Origin of the sequence: Bacillus sp. RB3, assembly GCF_030164735.1 — a bacterium.
Classification (GTDB): domain Bacteria; phylum Bacillota; class Bacilli; order Bacillales; family Bacillaceae_G; genus Bacillus_A; species Bacillus_A cereus.
This window is the reverse complement of the sequence record NZ_JASNGE010000009.1, coordinates 11942-31708: the sequence shown is the minus strand read 5'-3', so window position 1 is coordinate 31708 and position 19767 is coordinate 11942. Positions and strand designations below refer to the sequence as shown.

Here is a 19767-nt window from a genome sequence, read left to right as displayed (position 1 = left end):
TATGCTTTTTTATGAAAATTGATATTCGTTGAATAAAGGAGAGTTTACATGATAGAAAGTAAAGTTGTAGATTCTATTCCAACTTTGAATGAGAATGATTGTCAAATATGGTGGGCAAGAATTTCGGATTTACAATCATGGCATTACAATTTACTAAATGATATAGAGCGAGAGAAAGCAAATTCGTATCATCATTCGGCAGATCGAGCTCGTTTTATAATAGGTTGCGTAATAAGTAGATTAGTTCTCGGCAAGATACTTTCTATGTCACCAGTCCAAGTACCAATTGATCGAATGTGCTCAGTATGTAAATTGCAGCATGGAAGACCACAATTACCAGAAGGTATGCCGCAATTATCCGTTTCGCATTCAGGTGAGTGGGTTGTCGTTGCATTTACAAAATCTGCACCTGTTGGCATAGATGTAGAACAAATGAATCCAAGTATAGATGTTATGAAAATGGCAGAAGGTGTATTAACAGACATTGAAATAGCGCAAGTTATGAAACTGCCAAATGAACAGAAAATAGAAGGTTTTTTAACATATTGGACTCGAAAAGAAGCGGTGCTGAAAGCGACAGGTGAAGGACTAATGATTCCACCAGTACATATTACAGTATCAGCTCCAAATGATCCTCCAAACTTGTTGGTTTTTAAGGATAGACAAGAGTTAGCAAGTAATACAATGATGGAAGATGTAAGGCCTAGTTTAGATTATAGGGCTTCTGTTGCAATATTCAGTAAGGAAGTGACTGAAATTACGCAATTAGACGCGGTAGCACTTTTAAATCTTAAATAAAAAAATTACAGAAGAGGTGTTCCTCATGTTAGTAGCGGAAAATAGAAAGAATGAATTCACTTATAATGTACAAGCAATTAAAAATATTTTATTTTCTGGAGATACATCATCCATTCATGCTTTAGAAAAGCTTTTAAATGATACAGTTCAGTTTGATGTTCTTGAACAAGAGGCACTTGGTAGACAGTACATTCCGAAAGAAGCAAAGAATTTCTTTGATAAAGATGGAACATTTCTTTACCGTGTATCTAATGTTAGTTATAAAGGAAAGGTGTTATCTGAAAATCTAATTTTTGCAGACACTTCGTTTTTACCGGACGCAATAAAGAGTGAATTAGAGAGTGGAAATATTCCTGTTGAAAAGCTCATAGAAAAGATGGAAGTAAGAAGAAACGTATTATATGAAGGATATCAGCCATCTGGAAATATTATTGAATTGTTTGATGGATGTTCTGTTACAGCGAATGTGTATCCAACTAGAAAGTATCAAATTGTAAGTAACTGCAAATGTGTATTTTATATTTGTGAAGTGTATCATGCAGAGAATATAAAGCAATTGCTTAAATAAAAACAAGAAACCAGCCTATAAAATGGCTGGTTTCTTGTTTTTATTTAACAGCTTCTTTTAATTCTTTACCCGCTTTAAATGCAGGAACTTTACCAGCGGCGATTTGAATTTCTTCGCCAGTTTGCGGATTACGTCCTGTACGAGCAGATCTTTCGCGTACTTCAAAAGTTCCAAACCCGATTAGTTGAACTTTATCTCCAGATTGTAATGCATTAGCAATTGTGTCAAATACGGATTGTACAGCTGCAGAAGCGTCCTTTTGAGAAATATCAGCTGATTGAGCTACGTTTTTAATTAATTCTGTTTTGTTCATGTTTTCACCTCATAAAAAAATTTTTGGAATGAATGTTTTAGTATAATAGATAGTAAAGATAAAGCTATCACTATGATTAGAAAGAATACTATATAATTATGTTAATTTCGTTGCAAGAGACTGAATCCCTTCTATTATTTAGGGATTAATTAAGAATCGATGCATATAAAAAGCTTTAATATGAGGATGAGGGGGAGTATACGAATGATTTTTCGTGAAAAAAATGAGAAGGAAAGTATTTTAATTCGTCAACATGATCATGGTTTTTTAGCTGGAGAGATTGCAAAGCATATAAAAGAAGACTTTTTTGAAGATAAAACATATTTAAAAGAAACAGTTGATGCAATATATGAGCATGACAGAGGATGGATAGAGCTTGATAAAGTACCAATTTTGAATGATGCTAAAAATATTCCATATACATTTATGGATTGTCCAAGCCCATTACGTTTTGTTTTTTATACGATTGGATTGAATGAAATTGAAAATTCTAATCCATACGGGGCATTGCTTTGTAGTAAACATTTTTTATCATTTCCACTAAACGAGGAAGATGAAGAGATGATGTCATTTTATAAACATGAATTAGAACGACAAAAAAGAATTTTGAAAACGTTAACAAAGGAGCAGTTTGCGATGTTCGATAAGCATTATAGATTATTAAAGTTTTGTGATGAACTTTCTTTATACGTATGTATGAATAAGCCTGGTGTCAAAAAGAAAGATGAAATTGACTTATTTAAAGATGGTTTTGAAGGAACAGAAATGTTCAATAGTAAAGAGGAGAAACTTATTCAAGCTCAATGGGTGGACGAGGAAACAATTCGGATTACACCATTTCCATTTCAAACGGAATTTTATACGTATGTAAAATATAAAACGATAAATAAGCATGAAATGAAAGAAAAAGGGATTGCAAAGGCTGATAGAGAATCAGAAATGAAGAAACAAACCATTCGTTTCATACAATAAGGAGGTAATATAAATTGAAAGAGTATATATTAAAACAGTGTGATTATCATGCTTGGGCTAATACTAGATTATTCAATCGATTAAAAGAGTTACCAAACTATGAGACAATTTTTAATGAGCAGATACAGAGTGTATTCCCATCCATTAAGGATACTTTTGTGCATATTTATATTACAGATCAAGTGTGGTTACATATATTGCATGGTAAAAGTATGAATGAAGCAATACAAGACCGAGAAGATTTACGAAAACAAATTGAAACTAAATCGTTACATGAATTAGAAAAAATGTTTGAAAACATGGCAAATCAATATAAAGAGTTTTTAATTACAATACAAGATGTGAATGCTGTATTTGTTATTGAGAATCCATACGTAGGGAAATTAGAAACTTCGATTTTAGAATTAGTGCAACATGTCGTAAATCATGGTACATATCATAGAGGAAATATAACAGCGATGATTCGTCAACTTGGTCATTCATCGACAATGATGGATTTTGTACTGTATTTACATATGGTTAAAAAGCAGGGAGAGTAATATAGTTTGTAAGAAGGAGAGGCTTTAATTATAGAAGTCTCTCCTTCTATTTTATTCTGCATTCATGGTAGATCGACTGATTAAAGTTTTCTTAAGAAGCTTTATTTTCTTGTAATTGCTTAGCGTATTGTACAGCCTTATATGCATTGACTCTACCGTTTTTCCAGTACGTACCTGTACCACTAATTTTATCAGTAGTAGACTCAATAATTTGGCGGATTTGCGTATTGCTATATCCTTGATTTGCTAAAAGAGCTGCGACTCCTGCAACATGAGGTGTTGCCATAGATGTACCACTTAATGATTGATACGTGCTTCCTTTATATGTTGAATATATATTTGAACCTGGTGCTGCAACATCTACCCAGCTACCATAAGTAGAGAATGAAGATTTTCTATCTGATTGATCTGTAGAAGCAACTGCAATTACTTCGCTGTAATAAGCAGGGTAATTAGCTTTTGTATTTCCAGCATTTCCAGCAGCTGCAACTATAACAGAGCCTTTATTCCATGCATATTGAACGGCTTGTTGTAATGCAGTACCACCATTTGGAGCTCCTAAACTTAAACTAATTACTTTTGCACCCGAATCAGCAGCTTCTCGAATACCTTGCGCTACAGCATCAAGAGTACCACTTCCTTGATTATCTAATACGCGGACAGCATAAATTGAAGTTTGTGGGGCAACACCAGCAATTCCGACGCTGTTATTCGTAAGTGCTCCAGTAATTCCAGCGCAATGTGTACCATGACCATTACCATCATCAGATGTATTGTCGTTATCAACATAATCATGCCCGTAAATTACTTTCGAAGCCAGATCAGGGTGTGAGCCTTGAACCCCTGTATCAATAATAGCTACTTTTACACCAGGATCACTTCGTTGGCTATCCCAAGCTTGTGGAGCTTGAATCTTTTGTAACCCGTATTGATTATTAAAATATGGGTCGTTTGGAGTCCAAAAGGCGTGAACGTAATAATTCGGTTCTGCATATTCCACATCTGGATTATTTTTATAGCTCTTTATTTTTTCTTTTACAGTACCTTTTGAAAATTGTACGACTTCAAAACCTAACTTATCATCTTTAGATAAGACATTAGCTCCGACAGATTTATGAAAAGATTGCACATTACTTAAAGATGCATTTTGTTTGAACTTAACGATTAATTGGTTAGGAACGTAATCAGTAGATGATGCTTCAGCGCTTGAAGTATTCGTGTTAAAGAAGAAACCACCAATAATAAATGACAAAACAGATAGGAAAACGATGATTTTGTTTTTCAAAAGATTTTTCCTCCCTTTTCTTGGATGAGTTTTTCAGTGACACCTTAATGTCGCATTCCTTTTCAACTATATAGTTAGACCATACGATTTATGACATTTATGTGAAAAACTTTTGAAGGAATAAAAAGGAGTAAATATTGATATAAATATATTTTTAATGATAGTAATTAAGTAAAAGAGGGGATGAAAAAAGGAATGCTCATCATGTATGAGTCATTCCTTTTTTCATAGATTAACTTGCCTGTTTTTTATTATTTTCTTTCAATTTCTCTGCTTGTAAAAAGCGATTCGTTTCAGCAACAACAATACTACTTAATCCAATTAGACCAATCAAGTTTGGAATTGCCATAAGTCCATTTGCAATATCAGCAAATGTCCATACGATTCCTAGCTTTAAATTAGCACCAATTGCAATCATGACAATAAAGATTGCTTTATAATATTTAACTGCACTTTCTCCGAATAAATAAGCTACACATTTTTCTCCATAATACGACCAACCTAAAATAGTAGAGTAGGCAAATAAAATAATTGCGATACCGAGAATCATACTACCAGCAGTACCAAATACAGATTGGAATGCAAGTGTTGTAGCTTCAACGCCAGTTTTACCAGATTTCCAAGCACCTGTAGTAATTAATACTAGTCCTGTAATTGTACATACAATAAACGTATCTAGAAAAGTACCAGTCATTGAAACTAAAGCTTGCTTTGCAGGCGAATCAGTTTTTGCAGCCGCCGCGGCAATAGGTGCACTTCCTAAACCAGCTTCGTTCGCAAATACACCACGCGCCATTCCGATTTGGATAGCTGATGCAACTGTTGCCCCAATAAAACCACCAGCAGCTGCTGTACCATTAAATGCACCAGAAAAAATAAGTGAAAATGCTTCTGGAATTTGGTCGTAGTGATAGAAAATAATTATAAGACCAGCAATTATATAAAAGAAAGCTTTAATAGGAACGACATATCCCGTCACTTTCCCAATTTTTTTTACACCGCCTAAAATAACAATTGCGATTAAAAATGACATTACTATACCAGTTAAAGCAGGAGGGAAAGAGAAATTAATTCGCATTGCCTCTGCAACTGAGTTAGATTGCACCATATTACCAATACCGAAAGAAGCAGTTGTGCCGAATATAGCGAATAATACTGCCAGCCATTTCTTACCTAAACCACGCTCTAAATAATACATTGGTCCACCTGAATATTCACCATTTTCATTACTAACACGGTATTTCACTGCAAGTATTGCCTCGGCATACTTTGTTGCCATACCGAATAAAGCGGTAATCCACATCCAAAATATTGCACCAGGACCACCAATTGTAACAGCTGTTGCAACACCGGCTATATTTCCCATACCAATCGTTGCGGCCATAGCTGTCATAAGTGCTTGGAAGTGACTAATATCTCCAGAAGAAGAGGTATCTTCTGATTTTTTAAATGCTAGTTTGTGAGCGTATAATAGTTTACTAAACTGTAAACCCTTTAAACGCACTGTGAGAATGATACCTGTTCCAACGAGTAGCAACAAAGTTGGTAATCCCCACACGTATTGATTCATTTGTTCTAATACTTTACTTACTGTCTCCATCTTTATTCTCCTTTATTTAGAAAAAATAAAAACCACTTCAAGTAAATGAAATGGTCTCTGGAGAAACAAGGGATAGAAAAATAAACCGATACAAATCGGCATTTTCTTTCGCTTGTCTCTGTCCTTTTACCTGAGAGATTATCCGCTATAGTAGCGGATTTGCTCCTTCGGTGCTCGTTTTCCTCCGCGCTCTATGAAAGCGAGAGGGAGTCTCTCCAGAGATTCGTCCCCATGCAGTTCTACTTGTAACCAAGACCTGAGAGTTTCAAAGTTGGTATAACAACTTTTTGCCCCGTCGGTAGATCAATAGACCTTCTCCTGAATGGTTCATCCGAATTATAAAATTTATAAACACATTGATTGTAAATCAATAAAAACATTATAGACATACAAATTGTGAATTGCAATCATTTTTTATTTTAAAATAGTAAATAGTTTTATTTTTTTGTAAGTCCTAATTTATCTTCAACTTCATTTAAAGTAGATAAAGCGATGACAATATGTTGATCCGCAAGTCCTAAAGCTTGTTTTGTTTTTTCAATAGTTTCATCGGTTGGAGTAGAGTTATTTGCTCCGTCTATAATTAAATTTGCTGCATTTTTCATGAAATTTGATGCGGATTTAAACTGAGTTGTGAACTGAAGTAGTTGTTTTTGTATATCTATATCTGTTATGTTTTCTTCAATTTTAAGCGTGTCTATTTCGTTCATAATTGTTTCGTACTGCTTGGAAACAGCACTCATTGTAACTAATAGTTTATTTCGATCTACTGAATCTCCATTCGTGTTAATCTCTTCCCAGGCAGGTAACCAATCTTTTTCGATGATGTCATTATAATGAGTAGTCAATTCATTAATTTTAGGTTGTAATTTAGTTTTGAAAGTTTTTGTCTCCGCTGTTTCTACAGTTGCTTTTTCGTTGTTATTTTTAACATTAGTAACGTAGAAAATTGTACCAAAAATGATGAAAATAGAAATAACAACTGTCCATTTAGTAAAAAGTAATTTCTGCAATATGTAACGCCTCCAAAATTTAAAAACTTATAATTATAATATATAATAATGATGTTGTTTTAAGTAGAGAAAATAGGTTAGAAATGATTTAAAATATATCTTTTCTATACATAAATAATTAAAGTTAGTAAAATGATGAAAGTTATATGTGAGAAAAGAGGGTTTTTAGTGAAAATGAATAGAAGAAAACTAGTTTCAAGTATTTCAATGGCTATGTTATTAGTTGGTGTAGTTGCATTCATATTTATGAATAAAGAATCTAAAATTAAAGATTTTCCAGTGCCAATGTCAGCAATCCATATTAACGATGATAAGGAAGAGGACTATCAATATATAAGTGTAATGCCAATTACAAAGGCGAGTGGATGGGAGAACTTAGGGGAAAACGGGCATACTGTTAGTTTTAAAAAAGGGGAGCGGAAGGTAACGGTATTACATTATCCAGGAGAAATTACGTATTATTTATTTGAGAAAAAGATGAATAAGGGAGATTAGCTAAAGATGTAATTCATTAAGAGTTACATCTTTTTCGTTCTGAATTATTTGAAATTAAATTCGATAGATGTTTTGATAGATGTAGTGATAAATATGATTAGTTCTATATGTCTATAAAGAGTATTAGGGTGATTATAAAAATATTATGCGAACTAATTATTGTGAGAAGAAGATAAATTATATGCTAAAGGGGGAATTAAAAATGCTACTAAAAACAATCTACTGTAAGGTGGAAGAAGAGAAAAAGGAATTGTTTTCAAATGCGCAAGGAAAATGGCGTGATATACGGCACCTAGATGGTTTTCATGGACAATTTGGTGGATGGTATGAAGATGAGGCATGTGTATTTACTTTATGGGAAGATAGAAGTACATATCAATCATTTATGAATGGTGCTCACGATACAATTTATTTAAATAGTAATCAAGAGGATACGTTTCTTTCATGTGAAATTGAATTATTTCAAACGTTGTATGATATAACTGATACGCATTTGAAAGACGTTGTTACAGAAGGATCATTCGTAAGAGTTGCTATATGTGATGTAAAGGTGGAAAAGGAAAATCATTTTTTACAGAAGCAAGAAACAATTTGGAATAAAGGAATGGAAAAAGCAAAAGGAATGTTAGGTGGAGTAGTTGGGAAGTCTTTAAAAAATGAAAATCGTTACATAGTGTTAACGTATTGGAAAGATGAAAAGACGCATCAACATTATGTGGAAGAGATTTTCCCAGGTTTATATAAATTAGCTAATATTCATGAAGAGATAGAAGAGATAAAAGGAAAACAAGCTGTATGTAAGGAAGAATGGCTTGTATATTAAACGCTGAAAAAGTGCATAAATGAATGTATAATAAAGATATTTTCTTATAAACAAGTAATTAATAGAAGACGTTATATACCCTTTCATGTTAATATATTTAAGTTATAATAGGAGGCTTACCCTTTTGTATTGTACGGTAGAAGCAGTGTGAGCTTGAAATTTTTTTTAGAAAAGGATGTGCCTAATTTGCGTATCAATAAATTTATTAGTGAAGCTGGAAAAGCGTCTCGACGTGGAGCGGATAAACTAATTAATGAGAGAAGAGTAATTATTAACGGTAAGGTTGCAAAAATTGGTGACCAAGTGAACCCAGGTGATGATGTACGAGTAAATGGAGAGCAGCTTCGAATTGCTCGAGATCACGTATATATCGCTTTAAATAAACCAGTAGGTATTACATGTACGAGTGAAAAATCAGTAAAAGGTAATATTATTGATTTAGTGAATCATCCTTTACGAATTAGTCACATTGGACGTCTTGATAAAGACTCTGACGGTTTAATTTTGTTAACGAATGATGGCGATATTGTTAATGAGATTTTACGTGCTGAAAACAAACATGAGAAAGAATATATCGTTTCAGTAGATAAGCCAATTACACCTGATTTCTTAGAGAAAATGGCAGCGGGTGTTAAAATTTTAGGAACAAAAACGCTTCCTTGTGAGATTACACAGTTATCAAAATATGAGTTCCAAATTATTTTAACACAAGGGCTAAATCGCCAAATTCGCCGTATGTGTGAAGCTTTAGGTTATCAAGTATACACGTTAAAACGTACGAGAATTATGAATATCGAATTGAATAATTTACCAGTTGGGCAGTGGAGAGATTTAACGAAGAAAGAGAAAAGACGTCTATTTGCAGACTTAAATTACGAACCACAAGATTGGTAAAATTGTGAAGTGAAACCAAAAAAATTTGGTTTCACTTTTTTAAATTAAATAAATAATTTTTTTAAACACTTGCAAAAATAAAATGAATAAGATATATTAAATAACAATAAATGGATGTTTTACAAAAGCGAAGAAAAGGACATGAGTTATTTTACCCGGTTATACAGAGAAGGAAGGAAAGCTGAGAACTTCCTAACGCAGAAAAATAACTTACCACCTTAGAGCTGCACTAGGGAAATGAAGTATCTAGTGCCGTGTATGCGACGTTATCGCAAAAGAAGCCATTATGTTTTTTGTGATGGGAATCTGGGTGGAACCACGGATATAAGCATATTCGTCCCTATATTTAGGGATGAATATGCTTTTTTGCATTCAATTTCATAATAAGCGAAGAAAAGGACACGAGTTATTTTACCCGGTTATACAGAGAAGGAAGGAAAGCTGAGAACTTCCTAACGCAGAAAAATAACTTACCACCTTAGAGCTGCACTAGGGAAATGAAGTATCTAGTGCCGTGTAAACGACGTTACCGTAAATGAAGCCATTGTATATTTACAATGGGAATCTGGGTGGAACCACGGGTAAAAGCACGCTCGTCCCTATTTTAGGGATGAGTGTGCTTTTTATTATGAAATGGAGAGATGAAAAATGAAAGAACAAATGATTGAAATTAAATTTCCAGATGGTAGCGTTAAAGAATTTGTAAATGGAGTTACTTTAGAAGAAATTGCTGGATCCATTAGCAGTAGTTTGAAAAAGAAAGCAGTCGCGGGGAAAGTAAATGATGGATTATATGATTTACGCCGAAATATTGAAGAAAATGCGGAAGTGGAAATCATTACTATAGATTCAAATGAAGGGGTAGAAATTGCAAGACACTCCGCGGCACATATTTTAGCGCAAGCTGTAAAAAGATTGTATGGTGATATAAATCTTGGAGTAGGACCTGTTATTGAAAATGGATTTTATTATGATATGGATCTTCCAAGTAGTGTAAACATAGAAGATTTACGAAAAATCGAAAAAGAAATGAAAAAGGTCATAAATGAAAATATAAAGATAGAACGAGTTGAGGTTTCTCGAGAAGAAGCAGCTAAACTGTTTCAAGAAATGAACGACCGCTTGAAATTAGAACTTTTAGAAGCAATTCCTAGTGGGGAAAGTGTAACACTATATAAACAAGGTGAATTTGTAGATTTATGTAGAGGACCACATTTACCATCTACAGGTTATTTGAAAGCATTTCAATTAACTCACGTTTCCGGTGCATATTGGCGAGGTGATAGTAATAACCAAGTGCTTCAGCGCATATATGGTGTTGCATTCTCTTCTCAAAAAGAATTAGAAGAGTATTTACATTTCGTTGAAGAAGCAGCAAAAAGAAATCATCGTAAGTTAGGCAGTGAGCTTGAGTTATTTATGTTTTCTGAAGAGGCTCCGGGAATGCCGTTTTATTTACCGAAAGGACAAATGATTCGTAACGAATTGGAAGCATTTTTAAGAGAAATTCAAAAAGAGTATAAGTATCAAGAAGTACGCACTCCGTTCATGATGAACCAAGAAGTATGGGAGAGATCAGGGCACTGGGGACATTATAAAGATAATATGTATTTCTCTGAAGTAGATAATAAAAGTTTTGCATTAAAACCGATGAACTGCCCAGGGCACATGCTTATGTTTAAAAATAAATTACATTCTTATCGTGAATTACCGATTCGTATGTGTGAATTTGGTCAAGTACATCGTCATGAATTTAGTGGTGCGTTAAACGGATTATTAAGAGTACGTACTTTCTGCCAAGATGATGCACATTTATTTGTAACTCCAAAACAAATTGAAGATGAAATTAAATCAGTAATGGCACAAATTGATTACGTATATAAAACTTTTGGATTCGAATATGAAGTAGAGCTTTCTACTCGTCCAGAAGATTCAATGGGTGATGATAAATTATGGGAGCAAGCAGAAGCGGCATTAGAAAATGTATTACAATCGCTAAATTATAAATATAGACTAAATGAAGGTGACGGTGCATTTTACGGGCCGAAAATTGATTTTCATATTAAAGATGCTTTAAATAGAAGCCACCAGTGCGGAACAATCCAGCTTGATTTCCAAATGCCAGAGAAATTTGATTTAAATTATATAGATGAAAATAATGAAAAGAAAAGACCAGTTGTTATTCACAGGGCAGTTTTAGGGTCATTAGATCGCTTCTTAGCAATATTAATTGAGCACTTTGGAGGTGCGTTCCCGGCATGGGTGGCACCAGTTCAAGTGAAAGTAATTCCAGTTTCAAATGCAGTACATGAACAATATGCCAATGAGATTGCACATAAATTAGCACAAGCTGGAGTTCGTGTTGAACAAGATGCACGAGATGAAAAATTAGGATATAAAATAAGAGAAGCACAAATGCAAAAAGTACCGTATGTTCTTGTTATTGGTGATAAGGAAATGGAAAACGGAGCTGTAAATGTACGTAAATATGGGGAAGAGAAGTCAGAAGTTATTGCGCTAGATGTATTTGTGGCAACTATTGAAGAGGAAATAAAGAATAGAAAATATTGATTGTAAAGAAAACACACTATTAGCAATTAGTGTGTTTTCTTTTTTATCTTACAAAAATGTAAGGTAAATGTAAGCGAAATCGAGGGAACGAGTTGTAGAAAAATGAGAATATGAAGTAGGAAAAAGGTTCATGTTACAGGTGTAACTCTTCTTGAATGAATAATTAAAAAATTCTTAAGAATTCACATGACAAAATAATAAGAAATATGTGAGAAATTAATTTTATACAAAAGGGATGGAGTGAAAGAGATGTCAACAAATGTAGTTACTGTAGAAAGTGTAGAAAAAACGTATGGGAAAAGAAATGAGAATCAGTCAAAAGCATTAAGGGGTGTATCGTTAAGTATTAAAGAAGGAGAATTTGTCGGGATCATGGGACCTTCTGGGTCTGGAAAAACGACTTTACTTAATGTGATAAGTACACTTGACCAAGCGACAGGTGGTAGTGTGACGATAGCTGGTACAAATATTACTTCTATGAAGGGCAATGCGTTATCTGATTTTCGCTCTCAAAAATTAGGTTTCATTTTTCAAGATTTTAATCTTCTAGAAAACTTATCAATTTATGAAAATATAGCTTTACCACTTTCTTTGCAAGGCGTACCGTCAAGTGAGATTACTGGAAAGGTAAATGACGTTGCGAAGAAATTAGGCATCACCGAAATTTTAACAAAATATCCGACGGCTGTTTCTGGAGGACAAAAGCAAAGAACAGCGGCGGCAAGAGCTTTAGTACATAATCCAGCAATTGTATTAGCAGATGAACCGACAGGTGCGCTTGATAGTAAAAACGCAAAAAGTTTATTAGAAGCGATGCAAGATTTACATGAAAATCACAATGTAAGTATTTTGATGGTTACACACGATGCATTTAGTGCAAGTTATTGTGAGCGTATTTTATTTATTCAAGATGGTCTTCTTTATAAAGAATTAAACCGTCAAGGTACTCGAGAGAATTTCTATCAAGACATTTTAGGTGTGCTCGCTCATATGGGCTCAGCTGCTGAGTCTAAGTAGGGGATGAAACTATGTTATTTAAATTATCACGTCATAGTATGAAAAAGATGTTAAAAGATTATATGGTTTTACTTATTGGCCTCGTTATTAGTATTAGTATTTTCTACATGTTCCAAACGATGGCGATGAATAGTGAATTTACAAAAGATAATAGTCTAATTAGTAGTATAAGGCTCGTCTTCTGGGTAGGTGCAATACTATTATCCTTCATTACTGTATTTTATATTATATATGCCAACTCTTTCTTGCTCACGTTAAGAAGAAAAGAACTCGGTATGTACATGATGCTTGGTGCGAAAAAGAAAAAAGTAGCACAGTTATTATTTATTGAAACATTCGGTATGGGTATTGTCAGTATTATTATCGGTATTTTAGTAGGGATGTTACTTGCAAGTGTAGCAGGGAACTTTTTAATGAATGGAATGGAAATTTCAGCAAAAGGTAGTTACGCATCTGTATACACACCAGCAATTTTAGTTACAGCTATTTTCTTCTTAATATTATTTTTCATTACTGGCATAATGAACAGTGTCCGATTGTTACGAAAAACTGAACTAGAGTTAATTCGTGAAGATGAAACACTAGATGAAGTGAAGAAAAGTAAAACTCGCATTATTATAATGACAGTACTTGGTGTATTACTAGTAAGTACAGGGTACTATTTTATGATCAATGTAAAAATATATGCTGAATTAGGTTTTATTATAGCAACCATCGTTACAACACTTGGAACATATTTTATCTTTAGTTCATTACTTCCATTTTTTGTGATGAAAATTAAGGGGAATAAAAAACGAAATGAAACTGGTCTAAATAGTTTTACATATGCACAGCTACGCTTTCGAGTAAATAGTTTATCGAGAGTATTAGGTACTGTAGCAATGTTAATTGCATTAGGCGCAGGTGCGATGACGGCAGGTATGGCGTTCCAAAAAAATGTAGGTATTATGACAGACTTTTCTCGTGTATATGATGTTGTAATTCATGATCCGAATGATCAAGACAAAGCTGCCTTGAAAGAAATGGAAATTGTTGAAGAAAGCAAGTACAAATATAAAGTAGATGGAGAAGCGGTTTATTATTTACGTAACGACTTAACTGCGAAACCGCCACTTGTTTCAGACCATTTTGATACAAAAACTTTAAAAGAGCCTGTTCGCAAACGTGTGACTGAACCTTTAACTGAACCTGTATATTCAGCTTTAGAGGCTCCTGAATTAGCAAAATTCCCTCATATGCCAAAGGATTGGGAAGACGCAGTTGTAAGAGAGATACAAATTACGCATAATCAATTTAGCGGAAAACCAGTAAGAATTGCAGACGAAGAGCATTATAAAGGGATTCAAGGAACAGAACATACTGTAACATTAGCAAAAGTAGATGATATGAAAAAATATAAACCGTTATTGATCGAAATAGACAAGAGACAAAAAGAACAAATTGAAAAAGCAACAGGTGAAAAGGTAGACTTATTTACGAAAATGACAATTTATCAGTTTATGAACAGCTTCATGAGCGGAACAATGTTTATGGGATTTTTCCTCGGAATTGCGTTTTTAGCAATGATGGCAAGTTCCCTTATGTTCAAAATATTAACAGGTGCTTCTCGCGACGTACGCCGTTATGAAATGTTACGAAAAATTGGTGTGAGACGCAGTATGTTAACGAAAAGTATATATAAAGAAATTTCATATTTATTTATCTTCCCAGCGATCATTGGCATTTCTCACGTTTTAGTAGGGCTTAACTTATTCAGCTTTATATTAGTTGACCCGTTTGTGAAAGTGTGGGTGCCAATAGAAATCTTCTTAGTCATTTATTTCATGTATTACTGGATAACTGTTCAACTTTATAAAGGTATGGTAATGCCGAAAGAAGAAGTAGCTAAATAGTTTATGAAAAGAGTCCTTGTGTTGAAAGCAAGGGCTCTTTTCTATGTGTTTTTATAAAAATGTGTATGCGAGATGTTTTCAAATCTTTCTGTAATGAATATAACTTGTTAGACGTAATTCGTTATAACGTTGGATTATCACATTCTCAAACTGTCTTATTAGAAAAGGATTTAAAAAATCCATTGCCTACTAAGGTGATTGAAATGAAGCTACCGTTTTATTGCCTTATGGGGAAATATGACTATAACACTTCATTCCATGCAGCAAAAACATATTTTGATAAGATAGAAGCAGATCAAAAACAATTTATTACTTTTGAGAAATCAGCTCATTATCCACAATTTGAAGAGAAAGAAAAATTCTATAAGTGGATGTACGATACATTCATAAAATAAAGTATATCCGAACTTTAGAGAATTGAAATAGTTAGCGAGATGTATAAAGATTTTTAGATGCATAGTATTACATAGTATTAACTGAAGCGAAATTAAATAAAAAGACTCTTGATAAAAAATAAGAGTCTTAAGTACAACCAACTATGAATGACTTTTCTTTTTATAAAGAGATACAAAAATAAAAAAAGATAGCTGAAGACAAATTGTTTTCAGCTATCTTTTTTCGCCTAAAGTGGAGGTAAATCAATCTTACCTTCTTCAAATAATTCTTTTATCATATGCTTCGTATAACCAGCGGCTTGACCAAATGTGATTTTTGCTGGCATTGGTGCTTCGTTAGCATCTACAACTACATCAATAATACACGGTTTATTTTGTTTTACTGCATTTTCGAAAGCGGGAAGGAGTTCATCTAAATTCTCAACACGGTATCCAATACCTCCACACGCCTCTGCATATTTTGCAAAATCAGGGTTCGTTAAATCTGTTTCGAATTCGATATTACCCATGACTTCTTGCTCGAATTTAATCATCGCAATTTTATTATTGTTTAATACGACGACAACGATTGGTAATTTATATTTTACAGCTGTTACGAAGTCATTCATCGTCATTCCAAATCCGCCATCACCACAAACTGCAAATACTTGTTTATCCGGGAATGCAATTTTTCCAGCAAGAGCACCAGGTAAACCGCAACCAAGTGTTGCGAGCCAGCTAGAAATGACAAATTGCTGGTTTGTCATACGGAAGTGTCTTGCGGTCCATACTGTTACATTTCCGACATCGACTGATAGAATTGCGTCATCATGTGCTACTTGCTGCAGAGCATGCATAACGCGTTGTGGTTTAATTGGAATGGAAGAGTCTTCTTCTTGATCGTGTAATTTATCTTCCCACTTTTTCATCATTTCTTGGTGCTGTTCTAAGAAGGAATGATCTGTGTGTTCTTTAACATTTTCAATTAACCATCGTAATGTTTTATCAGCATCACCAGCTAAACCAATATCTGTCGCATAACGTTTCCCAATTTGGGCAGGATCTGTATCGATATGAATTGTTTTTGCTTTTTCAGGTAAGAAGCCGGTGAACGGATAAGAAGTACCGACCATAATTAAAGTATCTGCATGCTTCATTGCTTCATAAGAAGGTTTCGTTCCAATTAATCCTAATCCACCAATACAAAGAGGGTGTTCATCAGGAATAATTCCTTTAGCTGGTAATGTAAGTACGATTGGAGCACCAATTTGTTCTGCCAATGCAAGTAAAGATTCTCTCGCATGTTTTGTTCCTTTTCCAGCTAAAATCACAGGCTTTTTCGCTTCATTTATTGCGAGTTTCGCTGCATCTAAATCTTCTTTTTGTGGAAACAACTCAGGCAAAGTAAAAGAAGTATTTGTAACACGGGCACCATTTTTCACTTCAAATTTCGGGACATCATCTGGAATAGTAAGAACGGATACACCTTTTTTCGTATAAGCCATTCGAATTGCTTGATTCACTACGGCAGGTAGTTGCTCTGCTGACATAATACGCTGGTTATAAACCGCAACATCATCAAACATTCTTTCTAAATTTACTTCTTGGAAAAAGTCCGTTCCAAGTAAATCGGTTTCTACTTGACCTGAAATTGCTAGAACAGGGGCTTTATCGAGTTTCGCATCATATAAACCATTTAATAAATGAATAGCACCAGGTCCTGCAATTGCCATACAAACGCCAAGTTTTCCTGTTAATTTCGCATAGGCAGCCGCTGCTAATGCACCAGCTTCTTCATGGCGAACTTGAATGAATTTAATTTTATCTTGTTTTTTTCTTAAAGCTTCAATGATAGAATTAATGGAATCTCCAGGCATACCGTATATGTGCTCTACTCCCCAATCAATTAATAAATCAACTAATGCTTCACCTGCTGTTTTCCCAAACATAATTGTTCCTCCTTATAATAGGTATATAACATTATGTTTTGAATAAAAAGGAAAAATATACAAGTAAGAAATTTATCTAGTTATTTGTAATCCAAGAATCAGTGTGGGAGGAACAAAAGCTTCACTTTAGCAACTTTAATGATGACCAGCGAATAAAGTGAACACTGTTATTAGTAAAAAACCACTAGTTGCCCACATTAGAAATGTAAGGAAAGAGAGCTGTTTCTTAGCTTTCCAAAGCATTTCATGAATTGTGACATATCCAAGTGAACCAATAGCACTTCCCATAATGAGGCCTTGCAGGTGAAGAGCTTTTCCTTCCATCAAAATGCCAAAAACTGTGCCAGTACCGAGAATAAGAGAAAGTAATAAAGTCGTTAATAAAAAGGAAATATATTTATGTTTTGTAAAAAGAAATGGAATAATTAAAGCTAATCCTTCTGGAATATGGTGAACGACGATTGCTATTAAAAAGGGAATGGCAGAGTCATTATGATTTATAAAAGCTGTACCTAACGCAAATCCACTCGGTATATTATGAATAAATATAGCGAAAGAGAGAAAAAGAAAGGTTTGCCATGCTTGTTGATCTTTTTTATGTATCATTGGATGGTGACAATAGTTATCTAATAAGCCCATAACTAAAATACCGATAGCTATACCAAGTATAGGTCCAATCATTTCATAGCTTGAAAATGTTTCAGGAATAATTTCAAGTGATAATAATCCGAATAAAATACCGCCACATAATGCGTATAAACGATGCATCTTTTCTTCAATGAGTTGGTGTGTTGCTACTCCAACAGCACCTCCTAATAGTAATCCACCGAACGAAAAAAATGTTACAATCATTGGAATCCATAAACGTTCCATAGTATCACACTCCGATTCTATTCCCTTATTTTTAGCTTACGAAAAGGAAAGTTAGATTAGTCCAAGTAATTGTGTTTGATTATAGAGAAAAAAGTAGTGATTCGTTATAATTTATATATTAATTTTAAGTGAGAAAATGAAAAGGGGAATTGGTTATGCAACAAATTAAAAAAATAGGAAACTCATTTTGGTATATGACACCTGTTTCTGAAACAGATAGACCTATCTTAGGAATGGTCGTTGGACAAGAAAAAACGTTAATGATTGATGCAGGAAATTCAGAAGAACATGCACAATTATTTTTAGAAATGTTAAAAGAACAAAATGTATCGAATCCTGATTTTGTAGCATTAACGCATTGGCATTGGGATCATATTTTTGGATTATCTGTATTACAGAATGCATTAACTATTTCGCACGCTGAAACGAAAAAAGAAATGCAGGCAATAGTATCTTATGAATGGACAGATGAAGCGTTGGACGCACGCGTAAAAGAGGGTACTGAAATTGCATTTTGTGCGGATTGTATCAAGAAAGAGTTTGAAGAAAAAGCGAGAAATATTAACATTATTCCTCCAACCTTATCATTCCAGGATCAAATGGAATTAGACCTTGGTGAAGTGACATGCATGTTAAAACATGTGGGCGGAGATCATGCACATGATTCTGTTGTTATGTACATAAAAGAAGAAAAGATATTGTTTTTAGGAGACTGTATATATGCAGATATTTTTTCTTCAAAGTGGAACTATACGACGAAAAGAACGTTTAAATTGATAGATGAATTAGAGAAATTTGATGCTGAGACATATATTCTTTCTCATGGGACAGCTATAAATCGAGAAGAGTTTTTACAAGAAATTCATTTGCTAAAAACAGTAGGAACATATACAGAAGCTCATAAAGGCGATGAAGAGAAGATAAAGGCAGCGTATAAACAAGAGCTAGATAGAGAATTAAATGCAGATGAGTTAGAAACAATAACGTATTTTGTCAATGGTTATGAAATGAATAATCTGTAAGACACTACATTAATCAAATATAATTAAATTGCACAAAAAGAGTATTGAAATTTAATTCAATACTCTTTTAAATATTAAGTTCCAAGCAATTTCTAAATTTTTTGGCTGGTTCATCATCTGGATTTATACCACTTTCAAAACTGGTAGTGAAAGGTAACCACTGCCAATCTTCGCATCCTACAAAAGCTACTCTTGACCAATTCTCAATGAATTCAATGAAATTATTCGCAATCTTATACCCATGTCCTTCTCCATCGTCGTGGCTTAGGTAAATTATCGGAGCATCTATATCATCTTTCATATCAAATGCTAAATAATCTCCATTTCCCACTTCACAAAATGCTAATTTGTTGTGCCAAACTACATCATATTCATCATCTAGATTTGAAAAAACCTCGTCAACCAAGTCTTTACGTTCTTTTTCGAATTCAGAAAGACTTTCTAAACTCCAGTGGGGTGTTCCGCAAAAAATATCAGTAAATTCATTTGGTAGCTCTACATCGTCAGGTAAAAACCAGCGTAAGCTAAAATTTCCTGAGAACTCTAAAAGTACTTTTTTGAAGCTATTTGGTAGTTTAATACCCAGTTTTTCTTCTACTTGGATTATTTGTTCAAGGGAAGATGGTTCATCTATACAAACTTCTTGAACTTCATCACCTATGTATTTAATTCTAGAAGTTATAATTTCTATTCGTTCTTTTAGTAACTCATAATCCATCTTATCACCTTATGTTATATTAATTAAAGTATATCATTCTTAATAAATTTT

General features: G+C 33.8%; 18 protein-coding genes, 1 pseudogene, 1 riboswitch and 2 other annotated features. Of the genes and pseudogenes, 12 read left to right on the top strand and 7 right to left on the bottom strand.

The features are described from left to right. Window positions 1–48: 48 nt before the first annotated feature. A complete protein-coding gene (sfp, locus tag QO049_RS13750; RefSeq protein WP_000573000.1) occupies window positions 49–798 on the top strand; it encodes a 4'-phosphopantetheinyl transferase Sfp in 750 nt (249 codons plus the stop codon). A 25-nt stretch (window positions 799–823) separates the two neighbouring features. Continuing rightward, window positions 824–1366 carry a hypothetical protein gene (locus QO049_RS13745; RefSeq protein ID WP_000959126.1) on the top strand — a complete coding sequence of 181 codons (543 nt, stop codon included), beginning with the start codon at window positions 824–826 and terminating at the stop codon, window positions 1364–1366. Window positions 1367–1406: 40 nt separating this feature from the next. Here QO049_RS13745 and QO049_RS13740 read toward each other — a convergent pair whose 3' ends face one another. Beyond that, the gene (locus tag QO049_RS13740) at window positions 1407–1679 is read right to left on the bottom strand and encodes an HU family DNA-binding protein (protein WP_001043905.1); all 273 of its coding nucleotides are present in this window, start codon (window positions 1677–1679) and stop codon (window positions 1407–1409) included. A 204-nt stretch (window positions 1680–1883) separates the two neighbouring features. Between QO049_RS13740 and QO049_RS13735 the strand changes: the two genes are divergently transcribed. Together QO049_RS13735 and QO049_RS13730 are read left to right on the top strand one after the other, a co-directional pair. Continuing rightward, window positions 1884–2651, top strand: coding sequence for a DUF3891 family protein (locus QO049_RS13735; protein WP_065704202.1), 768 nt, complete (start codon window positions 1884–1886; stop codon window positions 2649–2651). Window positions 2652–2665: 14 nt separating this feature from the next. After that, complete coding sequence (locus tag QO049_RS13730; RefSeq protein WP_000666155.1) at window positions 2666–3190, top strand: DinB family protein; 525 nt, start codon at window positions 2666–2668, stop codon at window positions 3188–3190. A 91-nt stretch (window positions 3191–3281) separates the two neighbouring features. Here QO049_RS13730 and QO049_RS13725 read toward each other — a convergent pair whose 3' ends face one another. The 3 genes from QO049_RS13725 to QO049_RS13715 all read right to left on the bottom strand — a co-directional run bounded on the left by QO049_RS13725 (window position 3282) and on the right by QO049_RS13715 (window position 7088). After that, on the bottom strand, window positions 3282–4475 hold the full coding sequence (locus QO049_RS13725) for a S8 family peptidase (protein ID WP_000790924.1): 1194 nt from the start codon (window positions 4473–4475) through the stop codon (window positions 3282–3284). Window positions 4476–4707: 232 nt separating this feature from the next. Beyond that, a complete protein-coding gene (locus QO049_RS13720) occupies window positions 4708–6075 on the bottom strand; it encodes an alanine/glycine:cation symporter family protein (RefSeq protein ID WP_046392678.1) in 1368 nt (455 codons plus the stop codon). A gap of 108 nt (window positions 6076–6183) precedes the next feature. Next, window positions 6184–6304, bottom strand: a riboswitch (glycine riboswitch). A gap of 208 nt (window positions 6305–6512) precedes the next feature. Then, window positions 6513–7088, bottom strand: a complete 576-nt coding sequence (locus QO049_RS13715) for a hypothetical protein (RefSeq protein WP_144502057.1) — start codon at window positions 7086–7088, stop codon at window positions 6513–6515. Between the two features lie 132 nt (window positions 7089–7220). Between QO049_RS13715 and QO049_RS13710 the strand changes: the two genes are divergently transcribed. The 7 genes and pseudogenes from QO049_RS13710 to QO049_RS13680 form a co-directional block, all read left to right on the top strand. Then, window positions 7221–7583 (top strand): hypothetical protein, encoded by a 363-nt coding sequence (locus QO049_RS13710; RefSeq protein WP_058840413.1) that lies wholly within the window; start codon window positions 7221–7223, stop codon window positions 7581–7583. 202 nt (window positions 7584–7785) lie between these two features. Continuing rightward, on the top strand, window positions 7786–8406 hold the full coding sequence (locus QO049_RS13705; protein WP_061139318.1) for a YdbC family protein: 621 nt from the start codon (window positions 7786–7788) through the stop codon (window positions 8404–8406). A 186-nt stretch (window positions 8407–8592) separates the two neighbouring features. After that, window positions 8593–9300: a 23S rRNA pseudouridine(2604) synthase RluF gene (rluF, locus tag QO049_RS13700; RefSeq protein WP_001222170.1), complete on the top strand. Its 708-nt coding sequence runs from the start codon at window positions 8593–8595 to the stop codon at window positions 9298–9300. 121 nt (window positions 9301–9421) lie between these two features. After that, window positions 9422–9645 (top strand) — a binding site (T-box leader). A gap of 36 nt (window positions 9646–9681) precedes the next feature. Further along, window positions 9682–9904, top strand: a binding site (T-box leader). Window positions 9905–9948: 44 nt separating this feature from the next. Beyond that, window positions 9949–11871, top strand: coding sequence for a threonine--tRNA ligase (gene thrS / locus QO049_RS13695; RefSeq protein ID WP_065704198.1), 1923 nt, complete (start codon window positions 9949–9951; stop codon window positions 11869–11871). A gap of 249 nt (window positions 11872–12120) precedes the next feature. Next, entirely contained in the window at window positions 12121–12888 is a 768-nt protein-coding gene (locus QO049_RS13690) for an ABC transporter ATP-binding protein (protein ID WP_000106426.1), read from the top strand. 11 nt (window positions 12889–12899) lie between these two features. Beyond that, window positions 12900–14780 carry an FtsX-like permease family protein gene (locus tag QO049_RS13685; protein WP_284489299.1) on the top strand — a complete coding sequence of 627 codons (1881 nt, stop codon included), beginning with the start codon at window positions 12900–12902 and terminating at the stop codon, window positions 14778–14780. A gap of 92 nt (window positions 14781–14872) precedes the next feature. Next, window positions 14873–15175 (top strand): annotated as a pseudogene (locus QO049_RS13680) (hypothetical protein); the annotation flags it as partial. A gap of 227 nt (window positions 15176–15402) precedes the next feature. Here QO049_RS13680 and QO049_RS13675 read toward each other — a convergent pair. Together QO049_RS13675 and QO049_RS13670 are read right to left on the bottom strand one after the other, a co-directional pair. Then, entirely contained in the window at window positions 15403–17103 is a 1701-nt protein-coding gene (locus QO049_RS13675) for a pyruvate oxidase (protein ID WP_061139314.1), read from the bottom strand. A 135-nt stretch (window positions 17104–17238) separates the two neighbouring features. Continuing rightward, window positions 17239–17976 (bottom strand): ZIP family metal transporter, encoded by a 738-nt coding sequence (locus QO049_RS13670; RefSeq protein WP_144502055.1) that lies wholly within the window; start codon window positions 17974–17976, stop codon window positions 17239–17241. Window positions 17977–18131: 155 nt separating this feature from the next. Between QO049_RS13670 and QO049_RS13665 the strand changes: the two genes are divergently transcribed. Then, window positions 18132–18998 (top strand): MBL fold metallo-hydrolase, encoded by an 867-nt coding sequence (locus QO049_RS13665; RefSeq protein ID WP_118414484.1) that lies wholly within the window; start codon window positions 18132–18134, stop codon window positions 18996–18998. 67 nt (window positions 18999–19065) lie between these two features. On the opposite strand, the gene QO049_RS13660 is transcribed toward QO049_RS13665, so the two are convergent. After that, a complete protein-coding gene (locus tag QO049_RS13660) occupies window positions 19066–19716 on the bottom strand; it encodes an SMI1/KNR4 family protein (RefSeq protein WP_065704193.1) in 651 nt (216 codons plus the stop codon). Window positions 19717–19767 lie beyond the last annotated feature (51 nt).

What these genes read in the sequence shown, in the direction of transcription:
- QO049_RS13745 (WP_000959126.1), top strand. Translation starts at nt 824, where the DNA reads ATGTTAGTAGCGGAAAATAGAAAGAATGAATTCACTTATAATGTACAA.
- thrS (WP_065704198.1), top strand. Translation starts at nt 9,949, where the DNA reads ATGAAAGAACAAATGATTGAAATTAAATTTCCAGATGGTAGCGTTAAA.
- QO049_RS13665 (WP_118414484.1), top strand. Translation starts at nt 18,132, where the DNA reads ATGCAACAAATTAAAAAAATAGGAAACTCATTTTGGTATATGACACCT.
- QO049_RS13710 (WP_058840413.1), top strand. Translation starts at nt 7,221, where the DNA reads ATGATGAAAGTTATATGTGAGAAAAGAGGGTTTTTAGTGAAAATGAAT.
- QO049_RS13720 (WP_046392678.1), bottom strand. Translation starts at nt 6,075, where the DNA reads ATGGAGACAGTAAGTAAAGTATTAGAACAAATGAATCAATACGTGTGG.
- QO049_RS13740 (WP_001043905.1), bottom strand. Translation starts at nt 1,679, where the DNA reads ATGAACAAAACAGAATTAATTAAAAACGTAGCTCAATCAGCTGATATT.
- QO049_RS13675 (WP_061139314.1), bottom strand. Translation starts at nt 17,103, where the DNA reads ATGTTTGGGAAAACAGCAGGTGAAGCATTAGTTGATTTATTAATTGAT.
- QO049_RS13705 (WP_061139318.1), top strand. Translation starts at nt 7,786, where the DNA reads ATGCTACTAAAAACAATCTACTGTAAGGTGGAAGAAGAGAAAAAGGAA.
- QO049_RS13690 (WP_000106426.1), top strand. Translation starts at nt 12,121, where the DNA reads ATGTCAACAAATGTAGTTACTGTAGAAAGTGTAGAAAAAACGTATGGG.
- QO049_RS13735 (WP_065704202.1), top strand. Translation starts at nt 1,884, where the DNA reads ATGATTTTTCGTGAAAAAAATGAGAAGGAAAGTATTTTAATTCGTCAA.
- sfp (WP_000573000.1), top strand. Translation starts at nt 49, where the DNA reads ATGATAGAAAGTAAAGTTGTAGATTCTATTCCAACTTTGAATGAGAAT.
- QO049_RS13685 (WP_284489299.1), top strand. Translation starts at nt 12,900, where the DNA reads ATGTTATTTAAATTATCACGTCATAGTATGAAAAAGATGTTAAAAGAT.
- QO049_RS13670 (WP_144502055.1), bottom strand. Translation starts at nt 17,976, where the DNA reads ATGGAACGTTTATGGATTCCAATGATTGTAACATTTTTTTCGTTCGGT.
- QO049_RS13660 (WP_065704193.1), bottom strand. Translation starts at nt 19,716, where the DNA reads ATGGATTATGAGTTACTAAAAGAACGAATAGAAATTATAACTTCTAGA.